Origin of the sequence: Streptomyces finlayi (assembly GCF_014216315.1) — a bacterium.
GTDB lineage: Bacteria > Actinomycetota > Actinomycetes > Streptomycetales > Streptomycetaceae > Streptomyces > Streptomyces finlayi_A.
This window is the reverse complement of record NZ_CP045702.1, coordinates 1727347-1742818: the sequence shown is the minus strand read 5'-3', so window position 1 is coordinate 1742818 and position 15472 is coordinate 1727347. Positions and strand designations below refer to the sequence as shown.

Here is a 15472-nt window from a genome sequence, read left to right as displayed (position 1 = left end):
TCGTGTTCGGCTTGGCACTGCTGGTACTCGGCCCAGTCTGCGTCGCTGTAATGGGCGGGGCGGTTCAGGGTGCTCCTTGGCTGTATGGCGCCGGCATCGGCACTAGCGCGGGCTATCGGTGGCGCGTGCTCGGCCTTGGCGGCGGAGGCGTTACTGCTTCCTGGAGGGTGTACGTCGGGAAGAAGCGGTGGAGGTCGAGGTGGGCGTGGAGTTCCTTGACCGCGTCACGGAGCGATTCCGACGACCGCCGCAGATAGGCACGGGCGGTGGCGTGGTGCACGGCCATGCGGTTTTCCAGGAACTGATTGTCGCGGGACTGGGGTAGGGCCAGAGCGGCTTCTGCGGTGTCGGCGAAGTGCGGGGCTGCGTAGCTCGACATGGTGGCGGCCGTCGCGAGGTGGGTGAGGACGGTGCTGCCGGCTCGATTCGTGCTGTGCGGGGTCCGGGCGAACTCGGCGACCATTTGGACAACGCCGTGGGCGAGGGACTGTGCGATTTCGGAGTGCTGGATCAGGTCGGCGTATGAGGCCGAGGCGGGCACGTGACCGGTGTCGTCCAGCAGGTGCCACTGTTCGGCGGAGCCAGCGAGTTTGGCCCTCATCTCGTCGAGTGCTCCGATAAGTTGGAGGGTGTCGTCGCGGGGTATCAGTTCGCGTTGGATATCGGGATTCATGAGCCCCTTTGCTTTTCAATGCATGCGGGCGTCGGTGTCGAAGAGCGCCAGCTCGTGGCTGTGCAGGAGGTGCTGCACGATGAAAGATCGTCCGGCGACTTTCCAGAGCCCGCGGCCCCGGTTGAGGTGCGCGATGGCGTCCATCTCCACGGACGTCAGGCCGAGCAGCGAGGCCGCAGCGTGAAGTTGGTCGGTTTCCTGGCGGTAGATGATGCGGGTGCTGCAGTCGGCGAGGAGGCCCTCGGCGAGCGCGCGGCCTTGCGAACCGGCGTCGCCTGCGGTGAGCAGGTCGGACAGCCGGTGGATGACCATGAGGTTGGCGATGCCGAGGCCGCGGCTCAGCTTCCACTGGGCCTGCATGCGTTGCAGGAGGCCGGCGTGGCGCATCAGGCGCCATGCCTCGTCGTACACGATCCAGCGCCGCCCGCCGTTGGGGTCGGTGAGGGCGGATTCCATCCAGGCGGAGGCGCAGGTCATCGCCAGGACGAGCGCGGTGTCGTCGCCGGAGCCGCCGAGTCGGGACAGGTCGATGGTGAGCATCGGCGCGTTGGGATCGAAGGCCACGGTGGAGGGGGCGTCGAACATGCCGGCCAAGTCACCGTGAATCAGCCGCCGCATGGCGTGGGCCAGGTCTCGGGCTGCGTCACCGAGTCGTCCTGACATCATCCCGGCGGCCTCGTCGAGCGCGACGGGGTTGTTGAGGGTGGCGGCGACGTCCCCGAGGAGCGGGGTGCGGCCGGTGTCGGTGGCATGGGTGACGACGGTGTCGAGGGCGATGTCCAGGGCGGTGTGTTCCATGGGCAGCAGGTCCCGGCCGAGGACGGTCCGGGCGAGGGAGCCGAGGAGGAGGAGGCGCCGCTTGCGAATCTCACCGACCCAGTCGGCCTCGGCGATGCTCTCCGGGCGTGGGGCCGCGTCCAGGGGGTTGAGCCTGCCGGGGAGCCCGGGGCCGAGGGCAACGGACGTGCCCCCCAACGCGTTGGCCACGGGCGTCCACTCGCCCTTGGGGTCGCACGGCACGTAGACGCGGTAGCCGAAGGCGACCGAACGCAATGCGAAGCTCTTTGCCAGGGCGCTCTTGCCCTGGCCGATCACGCCGGCCAGCAAAATGTTGGGGTTGGTGAAACCTTCGATTTTGCCGTACAGGGCGAACGGGTCGAAGACGAACGATGCCTCGGCGTGGACGTCTCGGCCGATGTAGATGCCTTCGGCGCCGAGGCCCCCTTCGGCGAGGAAGGGGTAGGCGCCGGCGGCCACGGCGGTCGTCATGCGGTGGGCGGGCAGCTTCAGCCGGTTCTTGCGGGCCGAGGCGGGTCCTGGGCGTCCGCTCGGGGGGTAGAGCGCGGCGGGAGTCTCGTTCTCGGCGGGAGTGCCGCTTGCCGGATGAGTGCTTGCTTCGGCACGGGCCTTGGCGGTGGCTTCGGAGAGTTGGCGGCGGGCCTCTTTGCGGCTGGCCCGGTCCGTTCCGTGGGGGGTGAACAGGGGGCTGGCGCTGGCGCGGCGGGCTCGACGGGCGGGCCGGTGGTTCATCAGGGGCCCTCGATTCTGCGGGTGGTGCTCATCGCACGCAGGCCGTGGTGTGCGAGCGGAGATCGGTGGGAGTGGTCTTGCGCCGGATGACGTGTCCGGCAGTGAGGTGGCGCTGGCAGATAGTCAGCACGGGTGGTCCGTCGGGGAGCCGTTCCGGATGGCATTCGTTCGTCTGGGTACTCTCTGGCGCCGTGTGGCTGGGCAGTAGGTGGAAGGCGGAGTGGATCTCGGTGGTGGCCTGCCAGAGGCGCGTGTGCGCGGTGGTGAGGTGCCGGCCTGCGGCGGGGTGCGGCGGCCGGGCGGTCTCGGCGAGCCGGTCGAGGAGCTGGTGCAGGGCGGTGAGGTGAGCGTGGAGTACGTCGAGGTGCACACGGTCGACTGGCTTGGCCGGGGCGACGCCCGGTTGCACCAGGGCGCGGGTGTGGTGGCGGACTCCGGCGCTCGCTGCCCGGAGATAGGGATGCGCGTCGTTCGGACGCGTGGGAGAGGTCAAAGGTGGCGGTCCTTCCTGCCGGGAGACAGGGGCTGTGGCGGTCGCCGCAGTGCGATCGACTGGCGGCGGGCTTGGCCAAGACCTCATCCACCAGGTGCGGAGCGGCACCGGTGGTGAGCTGTGCCCCGGTCACAGCGCGGTCCGGGCGAGGGGCAGTGCGGTGAGCGCGAAGGCGTCGGGCTGCTGGTAGTTGAGCCGTCGCAGGTCGACTCCCGAGGTGACGGCGTGGGTCTCGATCTGTGCGCAGGCGGCGTCGAGGAGGGCATCGGTCTCGGCGGTGACGGTGACCAGGCCGGTCAGGGCGACGTCGGCGTGTCCTGCGATGAGCTGACGCTCTCGTGTCTTGACGTCGGCGTACTCGACGGAGTCCTCTTCGCTGTCGACCTGTCCCTTGCGGGCGCGCTCGTTCGCGTCGGCGATGATCGCAGCCTTCTTCCGCTGGACGTCCCGCAGTGCGGACTCGAGCCCCTGGGGCGCGTATATAAGGGACAGGCTGCGCCGTACTCCGGCCGTGAACATGATCCCGTGGAGGAAGCCCGCTCCCATCTCGGTCCTCGGCCAGTTCTCCACCCAGTACGTGGCGTGGCGGGCGGAGTCGGTGGCGAGGCGGTCGTACTCCTCGAACTGGACGACGGGGCCGGCGGCTGCGGGGTCCGCCTCGGCGCGGCCGGTCTCCGACCACTGCTGGAGTGCGGCGAGGGCCTTGGGGTCGTAGGCGGTGCGCACGACGGCGGCGATCTCCCGCGAGCTCAGCCACCCCGCCACCATCAGTCCGGAGTTCCGGGCGGCCTGGGCGATGGACGCGGTGGTCTGCTCCATGACGGTGAACGCGCCAGGCAACCCGCCGCCTGCCTGCGAGATCAGGCGCCTGGCGGCCTTCAGGTCGAGGGAGATGGCGAGGTAGGTCTCGTGCGGCGCGGCGGCGGGGCCGGCCGAGGCGACCAGCTCGGAGTAGATCTGTCCGGCGACCGGGGCCTGGGGCTGACCGCTCTGGGCCCAGTGGCGAGTGAGGGTGTCTCCGCTGTCGGGGACGGTGCGCTCCAGTACCTGGACGGTGGCGATGTGCCCGGTGCGGGCGATGCCTGCCAGTGCGCGTCCCCAGCTGTTGACGTTGTGGTTCTGAGTGGCGGGGTCGAGCAGGACGAAGGCGCGGCTGGTGACGCGGGCGATGGCGGTCAGGGTCTGGCGGTGCGGGTCGTGCACGGCTGCGGCCCCGTTGGCTGAGTCGCCGGGCGTGACGACCTTGAGGGAGGCCGCGGTGCCGGGCAGATGGAGGACACCGTCTTGACGGGGCCGGGTGACGGGCCGGGCGAGCCAGAGTGTCTGGCCGGCGCGCCGGCGCTGGGCGTAGCGGGCGACGATCGGCGCCCAGTCGATCAGTGAGCGGCCGTGCCGGCGGATCGTGACGAGCGCACCGGTTGCAGCCCACAGCGGGGTCAGGGCGACGGCGCCGATCAGGCCGGTGGAGACCACCGTCACCAACAGCAGTGCCAACGCACCTGAAACGAGTATGAGTTGGGGAAAGGAGAGGCCGAGGAGGATGCCGCGGCGGGACCGGTGCGGGAATTTCACCGTGACCGGGGCGGCGGAGAGGTCAGTCAAGTGGCAGGTCCTGGGAGCTCTGGTGGGGCCCGGGGGCGGGAGGCGTGGAGTGCGTCCCGCCCCCGGTAAGCGGACAGAGGATCAGAGGCCGCTCGGCGGCGGCGGTGGAGCCGCTCCTCCGGTGGTGGCGTTCTGTGAGCCGGAGGACGGCGGTGCGCCCTGTGGTGGCGGGGTCGTGGTCGGCGGGGCAGACTGCCATCCGCCCTCCTGACCGGAGGCGGTGCTCGCTCCGGAGCCGCCGGGTCCGGAGCTGCCGCCCACCTGGCCGCTGGTGTCGTCGGAGGCGCTCGTCGGCGGGGGCTGGACTGCCTTCTCTACACCGGACTCGATGGCGTCTGCGCCGGGCGAGACGCCCGTGCCGCCGAGTGAACCTTCCTTGCCGCCGCCTCCCTCCGTGGGGTTGGAGGCGATGTCGCCGGGGAAGCCGCCTCCGCCGTCGGGGCCCTGCGGGGCTGCGCCTGCTCCCGCTCCGGCCGCCGCGCCGCCGGTTCCGGCGGTGGCGGCTGCGGAGGCTGCCTTGCGGGCGGCCTTCTCGGCGTGCTGCTTGGCGACCTGGGCTCCGGCACCACCGGCGCGGTGGATGGACTCTCCGTCGGTGCCGTCGGCAGCCCAGTGCACGAATTTGAAGACGGCGTAGGGGCAGAGCAACACCAAGACCATGATCACGATGCCGGCCATGACGTCGGCGAGTGCGCCGACGCCGTCCTTGGCCTCGGTCTTGCCCATGGCGGCGATGCCGAGAACGAAGATCACGGTCATCAGGAGCTTGGAGACCACGAGGGTAGCGGTGGCTTCGATCCAGCCCTTGCGCCAGCGGCGTGCGACCTCCCAGCCGCCGCCTGCTGCGGCGAAGATCGCCAGGGTGACCATGACGAGGATGCCGACCTTGCGGACCATCATCACGCACCAGTAGAGGATGGCTCCGGCGGCGGCGCCGAGCCCGGTGACCACCGGGAGGAGCCAGCCCAGCCCGGACAGGCCGGCGATCTGGTTGACCTTCACGATGCGGCGCACGGCCGTCTCGATGTTCAGGTGCGCGGTTTTGAACAGCCCGTTGGAGATGGCGTCGACCACCTCGATGGCGACGGTGGTCAGGGCGATGGCGCAGAAGGCGAACATCACGCCCGATATGGTGCCGGTCAGTGCTTGGGTGAGGGCCTGCCCGTCGCGTTTGATGGCGGCTCTGACGAGCTGCGCGCAGAATGTCGCGACGAGAAGGACCAGGCCCAGCGGCAGCAGCATCTCGTAGTTGTCGCGGAACCAGTCGGCGTTCAAGTCGACGTTGGTCGTGGTGTTGACCGCTTTGGCTGCCAAGTCGGCAGCCGCGGCGGCAAGTTCGCCGGCTGACTTCGCGAGCCAGTCGCCGATGGCCTTGCCGGGGTCGGAGGCGAAGTCGACGGCGTCACCGACGGAGCACAGCTTGTCTGCCAGGGGGAAGTCACAGAAACCCACGGGGAGTCGTTCCTCCTTTCTTGTGTCAGGCGCGGGTCACTGGGTGACGTTCGGAGCGATGGCGGCCAGGGAACAGTCGTGGTCGGGGCGGCACTGCACGGCGAGGGTCACGGCGCGCTCTTCGGCTCCGCCGCCGCCCTTCTTCCAGGCGATCTGCTGCTTGCCGTTGACGGTGACGACGTAGATGTACGCCTGCGTGATCGCGGACGGGTCGTCGGCCAGGGCCGCCTTGAACGCGGAGGGGAAGTGGCCCTCGGTGACGGACGCGCTGGCGTGCTGGTCCTGGTCGGCCATGCGCGACCAGAGGACCGGGTCGGGGACCTGGCCGGAGACCGACGCCCAGTCGGCGTAAGTGGTCTCCTCGGTCATCCACGCGCGCATACCGGCGAGTTGCTGGTCACGACTGGTGTTGCGGCTGTCGTAGGACCACAGCATTTGGGCCGCGGCCTTGGCGTACTCGACGGGCTCGGCGATCTGCGGAGGCTTGAGCACTGACCCCGATCCGGCGGCGGGCTTCGGGGCGGCCTCGGAGGAGGAAGGGCTGCTCGCCGGGGACGGGGAAGCGTGTTCCTGGCCCTGCTCGTTGCTCCCGCTCAGCCAGGCGACGGTAGCGGCGATGGCGAGCAGGGCGGTGACCACGATCGCGACGATGGCGATGCGCTTGTTGGCCGACCAGCCGATGCGGTAGGAGGACAAGGAGACGGAGGGGAATCGTTTCTGCATTACTGGACCTGCGAGCCGAGGGCCGAGAAGAACGCGACGATGCCGTTCGCGGCGCCCAGGCCGAGGGCGGCGCCGGCGGCGACGACGGCGCCCTTCTTGCCGTTGGCTTCGGCCTGGTGGCCGCCGGTGTGGTGGCCCCAGGCCCACACGCCGAGGGAGACGGCGAGGGCACCGACAACGGCGATGATTCCGAACATGTTGATGCTGTTGACGACGTTCTTCAGGACGGCGAGGCCGGGCAGGCCGCCGCCCTGGGGCTTGATGCCTGGGTCGTAGGCGAGCTGGATGACGCGGTCTGCGAGGGGAAAGGGCATGGGCGTGGTGGGGCTCCTTGCGTACGCGGGCCAGGCGAGGGGCCGGCGGGGAAGGGGGGAGGTAGCGCTCGGGGTGCGGGAGACGGCCGCGGCACAGGCCCGCCCGGAGGTGCTGTCCGGGCGGGGCGGTGTCCGGGAGAGGCGGCGTCAGAGGACGCGGCGGGCGGCCAAAATGTCCCAGTCCTTGATCGGGGTGATCCGGACCGGCTTCGATGTGCGCGGCGCCTCGATGACGAGGCCCTCGCCCATGTACATGCCGACATGTTCGGGACGGCTCGCGGTGCCGCGGCTGAAGATCAGGTCACCGGGCTGGAGCTTGCTCGGTGAGACCGGCTTGCCCTCGTTGACCTGCGTGTACGTAGTACGGGTGAGGGTGACGCCGGTGTGGGCGTATGCCTGCTGCATCAGCGAGCTGCAGTCGCAGCGGCCCATCGGGTCGGGGCCGTGCGAGTCGGTGCAGTTGCCGCCCCACTGGTACTGGGTTCCGAGCTGGTGCATCGCCCAGTCCAGCGCCTTGCGGGCCTTCGGGTCGGCGTCCTTGGGGATCTTGTATCCCTTCGGGACGCTCCCCTCGGGTATGCGGCCGAAGCCGGAGCCGTCCTTGGACGGAGCGCAGCCGGTGGTGTCGGCCGTCGGCTCCTTGACCTTGTCCGGCGCCTTGTCGACCTTGTCCTTGCCGGCGCCTGGGAAGGTGGCGGCGATGGCCTTCTGCAGCGCGGTCGACAGGCCCTCCCACTGCGCGTACGCGTCGGGGAGGGCAGATTTCTGGACGGCCTGTGCCGCCTGGGTGACGGTCATCTGCTGCCAGCCGCTCACCTTGAGCAGGTGCTTGTAGAACTGCTCGGAGGCGTGGACCGGGTCGCGGATCTGCTGGGCCGTGCCCCAGCCCTGGGAGGGGCGCTGCTGGAACAGGCCCAGCGAGTCCCGGTCTCCGTAGTTGAGGTTGCGCAGGCGCGATTCCTGCATCGCGGTGGCGAGCGCGATGATCTGGCCCTTCTTGGGCACGTCAAGGCTGATGCCGCTGGCCACGATCGTCTGCGCGTTGGGGACTTGCTCGGCCGGCAGGTCCAGGCCCTTGATCTTGACGTTCTTGCCGGACGACCCGTCGAGGATCTTGGAAACCTGCTTGGCGACCTCGCCGGAGTCGATGTCGGTCAGGCAGTCGCTGGAGAACGCTGCGGTCTGGACGGCATCGGCGGAGGAGGCCACCATCATGGCCGTTCCGGCGAGCAGGAGTGGGGAGAGGAAGACGACGCCGATGCCGGCGGCGAGCGCTTTCAACCGGCGCGGACTGCTCGCGTGTCAGCGATTTCGGGCATGGGTGGGTAGCGAGACGTCATGGACGTGTCCTTCGGGGTGCGGTGTCCGGCGTGCCGCGTACGCAGGGTGTGGTGGAAGGGGCGCGGCAGCCGGTGGTGGGCGATCGAGGAGGCCGGTGCGGGTGAGTTGCCGCTCGCCGCGCATGGCCGGGCCGGGAGCTAGGTGTGCCGGGGCAGGGTGCAATGGTCCTGAGTTAGCTGCCCGGGGTGCGATGATCTTGGGGTGGAGCGGATTGAGGGTGTGGCCGCGGGGCGGCTGACGGATGACGTGTCGATCGGGTTGCTGGCGGCGGTGTTCCCGGAGGAGGCCGTGCGGGCGGCGATCGATGAGGCGGGGGCGCGTGAGGAGCGAACGCGGTCGTTGCCGGCGAAGTTGATGATGTATTTGTCGCTGGCGTTGTGGTTGGAGCCGGGCAAGGGGTACGTGCGCACCCTGCGGGGCCTGCTGGAGGGGCTGCGGTGGTCGCGGGGCGGCTGGGGCGAATACCGGGTGCCCAGTGACGGGGCGATCTCGCTGGCCCGTTACCGGTTGGGTGAGGCGCCGTTGCGGAACCTGTTCGACGAGGTCGCAGCCCCGGTGGCCGATGAGCGCACCCCGGAGGCGTTCTGGCGGGGGCTGCGGTTGATGGCGGTGGACGGCACGGTCTTCGATGTGCCCTCGGGGAAGCGGAACGAGGCGGCGTTCGCGGTTCCGGCCGGTGGAAGCCGGCCGCAGGTCCGCCTGGTGGCGCTGGCCGAGTGCGGCACGCTGGCCCTGACCGGGGCGGCCTTCGACTCCATCGCGGTCGGTGAACGCACCCTGTTCACCCGCCTGTTGGACCGGTTGGCGCCCGGCATGCTGCTGCTGGCCGACCGCGGCTTCCCCTCGTTCGGCCTGTACCGGGCTGCCGCCGCGACGGGCGCACAACTGCTGTGGCGCGTCTCGGCTTCCTTCACCCTGCCCGTCAAGAAACGGCTGGCCGACGGCACGTACCTGTCCGAACTGCGCGGCGAGCGGAAGTCGCAGCGGGTCACGGTACGAGTCATCGAGTACTCCGTCGCCGACGACGGCGGAATCAGCGAGGTCTTCTGCCTCATCACCACCCTGCTGGACCCTGAGCACGCGCCCGCTTTGGAGCTGGCCCGCAACTACGCCGAACGCTGGTCGGTGGAAGTGCTCTTCAAACTGCTCAAGGTCGACCTGCGGCAAAGTGGCGGCATCCTGCGCTCGGGCAAACCCGAGGGAGTACGACAAGAACTGTGGGCGCTACTCTGCGTCTACCAGGCCCTGCGCACCCTGATCGCCAGGGCCGCCGTGATCGCGGGCATCGACCCCGCCCGCATCAGCTTCCCGCCCGTCCTGGACGCCGTCAAAAGCTCCCTCAGGACGGCTTTTTCCCCCTGACCAGCTCGCGAAGGCCCTGCACTTCCTCATAGCCGACCTCCCCGGCATGCACATCCGAGACCGCCCCACCCGCACCACGCCCCGCACCACGAAACGCCCCCATCTCAGCTACCAAACCCGCAGCTCAACCGACCCCGGAACCCGGCGCGTCACCCGCACCATCGTGCTCCACACACTGACACCCGACCCGATCTAACTCATGGCCATTGGGGCAGGGTGAACCTCCGAGAGGCGTGGTGGGGGAGTAGCCAGCGGCGGTGTGCGCCGGGCGGTTCAAAAACAGTAGGCCCGAATTGGCGGTTGACCAAAAAGTAGGCGCGAGGGATCGGAAACCGCACCCTCCGCCCACACTTCTTGGTCGTCGGCGATTTCACCTCTACAGTTTTTGGACTCCCCCTCGCTCTCCCCGATCTGTGGCCCGGGCATCTCTATGCCCCATTCCGGCCTGCGGGGACTCGCCTGCGAGACGGGCTTTCCCTTCCGTGTTTCCACACCTGAACTGGGGTTCCTCTTTGCCTTTTTCCCTGCACCAGGGCGACGCTCTCAGCGTCCTTGCCGGCCTGCCGGACAACTGCGTCGACTCCGTCATCACCGACCCGCCGTACAACTCCGGCGGTCGGACTGCGAAGGAGCGCACGAGCCGCTCCGCGAAGCAGAAGTACACCTCCGCCGATGCACAGCACTCCCTGCCCGACTTCACCGGCGAGAACATGGACCAGCGCTCGTACACGCTCTGGCTGACCCAGATCATGACCGAAGCGCACCGCATGACGAAGACCGGCGGCACAGCGCTGCTGTTCACCGACTGGCGCCAACTCCCCGCTACGACAGATGCCTTCCAGGCTGCCGGGTGGCTGTGGCTGGGCGTCCTGACCTGGCACAAGCCGCAGGCCAGGCCGCAGAAGGGCAAGTTCCGCCAGGACTGCGAGTACATCGTCTGGGGTGCCAAGGGCAAGATCGACGCCGCTAAGAATCCGGTCTATCTGCCCGGTCTCTACAGCGCCTCGCAGCCGTCGGGGTCCAAGCGCCAGCACATCACCCAGAAGCCTGTCTCCGTGATGCAGCAGCTGGTGCAGATCGCCCCGCCGGGTGGCACGGTGCTGGACTTCTGCGCCGGCTCCGGATCCACAGGCGTCGCCGCCCTGCTGGAAGGCCGCGACTTTATCGGGGTGGAGAAGACCGAGCACTACGCGTCGATCGCGGCCGACCGGCTCACCGAGACGATCCGCGAAACCCTCACCCGGGACGACATGGTGCTCACCACCTGACGCTACAACCGCACCTCTCGACTGCGGATTTGGTCATCGCTCTCTGGCTCAGAGCGACGGCCCGCCACTCATTTATTGCGGCTCGACGAGCGATCCACTCGTCGTGACTTCTGCATCCCCATTTCCATGCCTTCTAGGAGGCCATTCTCCTCATGCCTGAACCCGTAGAGCCCTCGCCCGAGGGGGAGCTGGAGCCAGTCCGAGTTCTGGATCCCGACTCGGAAGGGGTAGAGGCCACGGTCCGGCGGCTGATGGACCGGCAGGCCCAGCACGAGCAGCAGCTCGACCGTCTGGCGTCGGCGCCGGACCCCGGCAGCCCGTCGCCGTTCGCGGCGTTCGGGATGCCGGGCTTCGGCGGACCGCCCTCGGCCGCGCCACCGGAGCCCCGCCCGATCATGGAGCTGGACGGCGAGGAACGCGAGGACGAGCTTGACGCTTTGTCCGACTGGGTCGACGACTTCCTCCTGCCGGTCTACGGGGCGGAGGTCACCACCGCGGCACCCTGGTGCCTGCAGTGGCAGGAGCACGACGACGTCGTGGCCTGGCTGCATGCCCTGTGGCTGGCTTACCAGCAGCACAAAGACCCGGAGGCCGGCCTGTCAGGGCTGTTCGTGTGGCACCGCGACTTCCTCACCCACGCCGTCGCCGCGATCCGTTCACCGGGCGGGCCGCTGTCGGCCTGCATGACCTCCCCGGACCGTGCCGCCCACCGGCTCCTTCCCGGCCCGCCGCCGTCGGCGCGCACCGAGAAGGCGACAGCCGACGCGTCGGCGCCTGCCGAGCCCGCGGAGCCGGACGAGCCGACGTCATGACCGGCGGGCATCAGCAGCCGGCCTTCGGCCTGAGCTTCGACCCCCGAGCCCTGACCGACCTCCTCCAGGCACCCGGCGACATCCGCGATCTCACACTCTCCTATCTGCAGGAAGTCGTGAACGCGGAGCGCTTCGGGCCTCGGCTCACGGGCGACCTGGAGGGCTACCGCAAGATCGTCGTGGACTCCCGGAAGGACTGGCGCGTTGTCTACGGACTCCGCTCGGCCCCCGAGGGCTCCCCGCAACGGCGAGAGATCCACGTCGTCGCGGTCCGGCCCCGTGCCGGCAACGACATCTACGACGAGGTCGGCCGCCGCCTGGGCATGGCCCGCCGGCCGCTGAGCGCCCGCACCCACGCGGCACGCTCCCGCCCCCCGCAGCTCACCCCCCGCAGCGCCGCGCCGAGGCCCAGCCCGCCGCCCTCCGCGATGCCGGGCCTTCCCCGCCCCGCGCACCACCCCTCGCCCGGTCACACCCGCTGATCGTACGGAGCCCCCGCCTATGCCCCCAGACCCCCTGCCGGCAGCAGCCCGGCGCTCCGTAACGCAACTCGACCACCGCATCGAAGTCGTCACCGGCCAGGACGTCGACACCCTCTGGGCCTACCGCGACCGCGGCATCCTCGACGAGCCGCACGCCGACCTGGTCGACCGGCACCGGGAGCTGGCCAAGGCCGAGACAGGGGTGATCTTCCACCGCACCCTCCTTCACCGCCTGGCCAGCGGCGACTTTCCCGTCGACGGCGCACTGTTCGAGCGCATCGACCGCACCGTGGACCAGCTGGAGGAGGCTGCCGACGTGCGCGACTTGGCCGCACGGCAGGTGCTGGCCGCGTTGGAGCCGATCCAGGTCACGGCCCAGCAATCGCAGCCGAAGGGCCCGGAGCGACTGTCGGCCGCCGACCAGGCGGCGCTGCTGTCGATCGCGGGCGGCGCCAAGGTGCACACGCACCTGATCACTGGGCGCATGTCCGTCCCCACCGCCTCCGGCACCAGGGTCGCGTACACCCACCTGGAGCGGCTCGAAGCCGCCGGCCTGGTCTCCCGGGATCCCGACCACTCCGTGACAGCCGGGCAGCCCGTCGCCTTGACCGACGCGGGCCGCACCGCCCTGGCCGGCAGCCGCAGGCGCCAGCCCTTCGCGGCACCGGCACCGCCAAGGCCCCGCACCTGGCCCGCTGCCCCCACTCGACCCCACCGCTGAACCCGGGTGACCACGAGGAGATCTATGCCCCTACCCGAACTCGACCTCCGACTCGATGACTTCGAGCCCACAGACCCACAGGTGGAGGAAGCATTCCTGCACGCGGTCTCCCTCAACCAGGACATGCTCCTCCCGCTGGCTGAGCACCACAGTCCTTCCGGGGGGAACAGCTTCTACGTCCTGCACGACAGCTCGGTCACCTGGGGGATTCCCGGAGAGCCACAGATCGCCGCCCTCCACCTCCAACGAGACTTGGTTGCCCGGACTTTCCACTTCGAATACGTTCCGCTGCCCCTGCCGTCGATGGCGCAGTCCCTGCTCATCAACCGCGGCTGCCCGCCCGACGCCATCGACCTCAACCCCGACCTGGGCCCCCCGCCAGCCGACGAGGCCACACGGGCCCTGGAGCGCCGGCTCATGGGGGACGGAGACCACTTCGCGTGCGGGTACTCCTACACCAACGACAGCCCGGACGACATGGTCACCGTCGCGGCCCTGCGCGCCCTGGATGGGCGGGCTTCTTCCCCGTTCCGCGTCGTGATCGAAGAAGTCGACTCCGAGGCGTGGACGCACACCCTGCGCGAGGGCGGTTTCGCCTCCGCCGAAGAGGCCGTCCAGTGGTGTCAGGAGCGGATCAGCGGCACGGCCGGGCCCCTGCCACCGGTCCGCCCAGGAGTGTCATCCACCCGTCCCGCTGCCCTGCCGAAGTCTCCCGCTCCGCGCCCTCCCGGCCGCTCGCACTGAGCCGCAAAGCCGACAGGCGCGCCGCAACATAGCCGACGATCGCCGGTTAGCCAAACCGGCGAATCTCCGGACTCTTAATCCAGCCGCCGGAACAACACGCGGCGCCTTTCCACACCATCCCTATGCCTGCACGGAGGTTCCTTCCGCATGCGCTCAACCCGAATTGCCATATCCGCCGCGATACTCGGAGCACTCGCTCTGCCGATGCTCTCCGCCACCACCGCCAGCGCGGCCCCCGTCGCCTCCGCCGTCCGTGCGAGCAGCTGTTCGTCCCTCCCGCCGCTCCCGTACGAGGTCCACGCCAAGGCCGTGACCATCCGGTCCAAGGCCACCACGAAGTCCACGGCGGTCGGGGTGCTCTACAAGAGCCACCGTTTCAGCGTCGCCAAGAAGAGCGGGAACTGGCTCTACATCACGGACAAGACCACCGGCGTAAAGGGCTGGGTCTCCGGCACTTACGTCTTCCGCGACGTCCGAATGTGCCTCGACTGACAGCTGGAGCAACGCAACCCGCTGATTGCCCAGCTGAGTTGACTGATCGCCCGGCGATTCCCCTGAACTCTCAGGTGTCTGCGCCACCCGGAAAGGAGTTCCCCCTTGCCCGATGACATATACGACGGCTTTGAGGATGTCGTGGGCGTGCTCACCGAGCAGATCGAAGCGCACTTCGAGATGGGCATGGATCAGCTGAAGGCCGCCGTCGCCGTCGCGCCGACCGCTCATCCCGACGCCACCGATGTCGTCAAATGGCACGGGCTTCTCGTCGGTTCGCAGACCGCTCTCGACCGCGCGGAGAACGACCTGCTCGGGGCGCTGCAGTCGCAGCCCAGCGAGGTCGACGACCCCACGATGGGCCTCGCCCACCGCGTCAACGCAGCCGTCACCGCGCGCGACGGCCGGGCCATGGTCGTGCGGTGGCTTCTCGACCCGGCCGCTCCGGGGAAGCAGGGCCTCGCCGCTGAACGCCTCGCCCGTCTCAGCCGCGGGACTCGCAAGGGCCCGGCGGTGCAGACCAGCCCTCCGCAGCGTCCGGCGGTCGCACCTGCACCCGCGCCCGTCCTGCGGGCGGGGAGGGGCGCGCTGTGAGCGTCCGCTTCAAATCCAGCACCCTTGACGACCAGATCGAAGGGTCCTTCGCAGCCCCGGTCGCCGAGCTGTACGCGACGGCGGTCGGCCCCAGTGCGACGCCCGCGCTGACCCGTGTGCTGGAGCTGCGGTCGTTCCTCGTCCTGGCCGAGGAACAGGTCGCCCGTGTCCGTGACCGCGTGCACGAAGCCATGGCGCCAGGGCGCGACATGAACGAGCTGTCAGCGGACGACCTGCGGATGGACTCGCAGTGGCTGGAGGCTTCGCTCGATGCCCGCGACGGCTACCGCGCCGCGCTCGGCGAGCTGTTGCGGACGATGCCACCGCCCGACCAGCAGCCCCGCCCCGTCCGCCTGACGCAGGCGACGGTCGCCACCACCCCGCCGCCGTCCGTCGCCGCCCCGGCACCGCAGCGTGCCGGGGCGGCCCGGTCCCGCCGACCGTGAAAGCCCCCGCTTGCCCCACCTCACGTCCACAGAGATAGCCGGACGGATCGCGGACCTGTACGGCTCACCGCTCGACGACCTCGCAGCCCACGCCCAGGACCAGCCGCCCGGCATGCTCTCCGCCCTGCTCGGCATGCACGACGGCCTCGCCCTCGCCGAGCGCAGCATCGACTTCCACCGCGACCGCCTCGCCCAACTCGTCCACCCCGAGCGGCAGATCGGACGCCACGAGGTCTCCCACCTTCTCGACGGCACCCGCCGGATCGCCGAAGCCGTCGCTGTCCGGGACATCCAGGCCCAATCGGCCTCCGCCGTTCTCCAGAGCCTGGCCCGCGTCACCGCGCCAGCTCCGCCCCCGGTACCCGCGCCAGCCGTTCCCGCCCCACCCGCTCCGGCCGTGAGCACTGCACGGAGCCGCTGAGC

At 69.8% G+C, this 15472-nt stretch carries 18 protein-coding genes; 10 read left to right on the top strand and 8 right to left on the bottom strand.

Annotation, left to right across the window (positions count from 1 at the left end; all coding sequences use genetic code 11):
- Window positions 1-112: 112 nt before the first annotated feature.
- The 8 genes from F0344_RS07840 to F0344_RS07805 all read right to left on the bottom strand — a co-directional run bounded on the left by F0344_RS07840 (window position 113) and on the right by F0344_RS07805 (window position 8068).
- Window positions 113-673: a hypothetical protein gene (locus F0344_RS07840; RefSeq protein ID WP_185298093.1), complete on the bottom strand. Its 561-nt coding sequence runs from the start codon at window positions 671-673 to the stop codon at window positions 113-115.
- Window positions 674-688: 15 nt separating this feature from the next.
- Entirely contained in the window at window positions 689-2203 is a 1515-nt protein-coding gene (locus F0344_RS07835; protein ID WP_185298092.1) for a VirB4 family type IV secretion system protein, read from the bottom strand.
- 28 nt (window positions 2204-2231) lie between these two features.
- Complete coding sequence (locus F0344_RS07830) at window positions 2232-2696, bottom strand: DUF6238 family protein (RefSeq protein ID WP_185298091.1); 465 nt, start codon at window positions 2694-2696, stop codon at window positions 2232-2234.
- A gap of 129 nt (window positions 2697-2825) precedes the next feature.
- A complete protein-coding gene (locus F0344_RS07825) occupies window positions 2826-4298 on the bottom strand; it encodes an SCO6880 family protein (protein WP_185298090.1) in 1473 nt (490 codons plus the stop codon).
- Between the two features lie 81 nt (window positions 4299-4379).
- Window positions 4380-5750, bottom strand: a complete 1371-nt coding sequence (locus F0344_RS07820) for an SCO6881 family protein (RefSeq protein ID WP_185298089.1) — start codon at window positions 5748-5750, stop codon at window positions 4380-4382.
- A gap of 36 nt (window positions 5751-5786) precedes the next feature.
- Entirely contained in the window at window positions 5787-6473 is a 687-nt protein-coding gene (locus tag F0344_RS07815) for a hypothetical protein (RefSeq protein WP_185298088.1), read from the bottom strand.
- Complete coding sequence (locus tag F0344_RS07810; protein ID WP_185298087.1) at window positions 6473-6787, bottom strand: DUF6112 family protein; 315 nt, start codon at window positions 6785-6787, stop codon at window positions 6473-6475. Before F0344_RS07810 ends, F0344_RS07815 begins: the two co-directional genes overlap by 1 nt.
- 147 nt (window positions 6788-6934) lie before the next feature.
- The gene (locus F0344_RS07805) at window positions 6935-8068 is read right to left on the bottom strand and encodes a C40 family peptidase (RefSeq protein WP_185298086.1); all 1134 of its coding nucleotides are present in this window, start codon (window positions 8066-8068) and stop codon (window positions 6935-6937) included.
- Between the two features lie 261 nt (window positions 8069-8329).
- On the opposite strand from F0344_RS07805, the gene F0344_RS07800 reads away from it, so the two are divergent.
- From F0344_RS07800 to F0344_RS07755, 10 genes are all read left to right on the top strand, one after another.
- A complete protein-coding gene (locus F0344_RS07800) occupies window positions 8330-9490 on the top strand; it encodes an IS4 family transposase (protein WP_185297178.1) in 1161 nt (386 codons plus the stop codon).
- Window positions 9491-10002: 512 nt separating this feature from the next.
- Window positions 10003-10758, top strand: coding sequence for a DNA-methyltransferase (locus F0344_RS07795; RefSeq protein ID WP_185298085.1), 756 nt, complete (start codon window positions 10003-10005; stop codon window positions 10756-10758).
- Window positions 10759-11009: 251 nt separating this feature from the next.
- Window positions 11010-11570: a DUF4913 domain-containing protein gene (locus F0344_RS07790; RefSeq protein WP_185302565.1), complete on the top strand. Its 561-nt coding sequence runs from the start codon at window positions 11010-11012 to the stop codon at window positions 11568-11570.
- Window positions 11567-12052: a hypothetical protein gene (locus F0344_RS07785; RefSeq protein ID WP_185298084.1), complete on the top strand. Its 486-nt coding sequence runs from the start codon at window positions 11567-11569 to the stop codon at window positions 12050-12052. The genes F0344_RS07790 and F0344_RS07785 overlap by 4 nt, the downstream gene beginning before the upstream one ends.
- A 19-nt stretch (window positions 12053-12071) precedes the next feature.
- Window positions 12072-12773 carry a hypothetical protein gene (locus F0344_RS07780; protein WP_185298083.1) on the top strand — a complete coding sequence of 234 codons (702 nt, stop codon included), beginning with the start codon at window positions 12072-12074 and terminating at the stop codon, window positions 12771-12773.
- A 24-nt stretch (window positions 12774-12797) separates the two neighbouring features.
- A complete protein-coding gene (locus F0344_RS07775) occupies window positions 12798-13517 on the top strand; it encodes a hypothetical protein (RefSeq protein WP_185298082.1) in 720 nt (239 codons plus the stop codon).
- A gap of 147 nt (window positions 13518-13664) precedes the next feature.
- Window positions 13665-14009: an SH3 domain-containing protein gene (locus F0344_RS07770; RefSeq protein WP_185298081.1), complete on the top strand. Its 345-nt coding sequence runs from the start codon at window positions 13665-13667 to the stop codon at window positions 14007-14009.
- 105 nt (window positions 14010-14114) lie between these two features.
- Window positions 14115-14603: a hypothetical protein gene (locus F0344_RS07765; RefSeq protein WP_185298080.1), complete on the top strand. Its 489-nt coding sequence runs from the start codon at window positions 14115-14117 to the stop codon at window positions 14601-14603.
- The gene (locus F0344_RS07760; protein WP_185298079.1) at window positions 14600-15049 is read left to right on the top strand and encodes a hypothetical protein; all 450 of its coding nucleotides are present in this window, start codon (window positions 14600-14602) and stop codon (window positions 15047-15049) included. The genes F0344_RS07765 and F0344_RS07760 overlap by 4 nt, the downstream gene beginning before the upstream one ends.
- Before the next feature lie 10 nt (window positions 15050-15059).
- Window positions 15060-15470, top strand: a complete 411-nt coding sequence (locus F0344_RS07755) for a hypothetical protein (RefSeq protein WP_185298078.1) — start codon at window positions 15060-15062, stop codon at window positions 15468-15470.
- Window positions 15471-15472: the final 2 nt, after the last annotated feature.